Origin of the sequence: Streptomyces sp. NPDC051561, assembly GCF_044454195.1 — a bacterium.
GTDB lineage: Bacteria > Actinomycetota > Actinomycetes > Streptomycetales > Streptomycetaceae > Streptomyces.
This window is the reverse complement of sequence record NZ_JBITDM010000066.1, coordinates 1-1,596: the sequence shown is the minus strand read 5'-3', so window position 1 is coordinate 1,596 and position 1,596 is coordinate 1. Positions and strand designations below refer to the sequence as shown.

Below are 1,596 nucleotides of genomic sequence, written 5' to 3'. Positions count from 1 at the left end.
CGGGGTTTGTCTTTGCGGCTGTTGGGCCGTTCCGACGAGTGAGACATTAGCGGATTCCTGGGCCCCGATGCCAATCGGGGTCGCTCTCTCGAACGCGGATTCCTCATTTCGCAAAAGCGCACGCGAACAATGCGACAGCGAGTCGCTTGATCGTGATGGTTGGTGCGGAATGACTGTCCGGGGACCGGCCGGGGGCCAGCGCTCACAGTCGGACAGCTCGGAGAACATTACGTATTGGTTAATCGTGTGTCAACCCAGGGGTCTGGGGCTACGGTGGGTCGCATGACTACGCGTACGTGCACCCTCTGCTGGCGGGCCGCCTGACGGCGGCCGCGCACACGTATGCATCCACGGCCGCCGCTTCGGCGGCCGTTTGCGTATCTCCCTCCGGGAGGTCGGTCGCCGGTGGTGGCGGCCTCGACCAGGAGGAGAAGAGAGATGACGCGCGTCTTCAGTGGGATCAAGCCGACCGGGCACATGACGCTGGGGAACTACCTCGGGGCCGTGCGGCGGTGGGCCGAGGTGGATCAGTACCGGTCCGAGTCGCTGTTCTGTGTGGTGGATCTGCATGCGCTGACCGTGGAGCACGATCCGGGGCGGGTGCTGCGGCTCAGCCGGCAGCTGGCGACCCTGCTGCTGGCGGCGGGGCTGGATCCGAAGGTGAGCACGCTGTTCGTGCAGAGCCATGTGGATGAGCATGCGCGGCTGTCGTACCTGCTGGAGTGCACGGCGACCGACGGGGAGATGCGGCGGATGATCCAGTACCGGGAGAAGAGCGCGCAGGCGCAGGCTGCCGGGGAGGGGGTGCGGCTGTCGTTGCTGACGTATCCCGTGCTGATGGCGGCGGACATCCTGGCGTACGGGACGGACGAGGTGCCGGTGGGGGACGACCAGACGCAGCACGTGGAGCTGACCCGGGATCTGGCGGTGCGGTTCAACCAGCGGTACGGGCAGACGTTCGTGGTGCCACGGGCGGTGAAGCCCGAGGTGGCGGCCAGGGTCATGGACCTTCAGGAGCCGACTTCGAAGATGGGGAAGACGACGACGGGGACGGGTGGCGTCGTGTTCGTGCTGGATGAGCCCGAGGTGGTGCGGAAGAAGGTCATGCGGGCGGTGACGGACAGCGGGACCGGGTGTGAGTACGACCCGGTGGGGCGGCCGGGGGTGGCGAATCTGCTGGATGTGCTGGCGGCTTGTACGGGTGGGGATCCGGAGGAGCTGGCCGGTGTGTATGAGTCGTACGGGGCCCTCAAGAGGGACACGGCGGAGGCGGTGGTGGAGGTGTTGAGGCCGGTGAGGGAGCGGCACGCGGAGTTGGCGGCGGACGGGGGATTCGTTGACGGGGTGTTGCGGGAGGGGGCGGAGAAAGCGAGGGGGATGGCTCGGCCGAGGGTGGATGCGGCGTATCGGGCGGTGGGGTTGATGCCGGTGGGTTGATGCCGGTGGGTTGATGGCTGTGGGTTGATGGCTGTGGGTTGATGCCGGTGGGGGGCGGGGGCCCGTGGCGTGGGTGGGCCGGGGTGGGTGGGGTGCGACTCCGTCGGGGGCCGCCCCCTTGCCCGCCCGTTCCGCCCCCGGGGGGCGGCCCCGCCGCCC

The 1,596-nt window shown here is 68.6% G+C and carries 1 protein-coding gene; it reads left to right on the top strand.

The genetic code is table 11. The annotated features are described in order from the left end of the window. The first annotated feature begins 438 nt into the window (after nt 1–438). Complete coding sequence (trpS, locus tag ACIA73_RS41930) at nt 439–1,437, top strand: tryptophan--tRNA ligase (RefSeq protein WP_399444281.1); 999 nt, start codon at nt 439–441, stop codon at nt 1,435–1,437. The last annotated feature ends 159 nt before the right edge of the window (nt 1,438–1,596 follow it).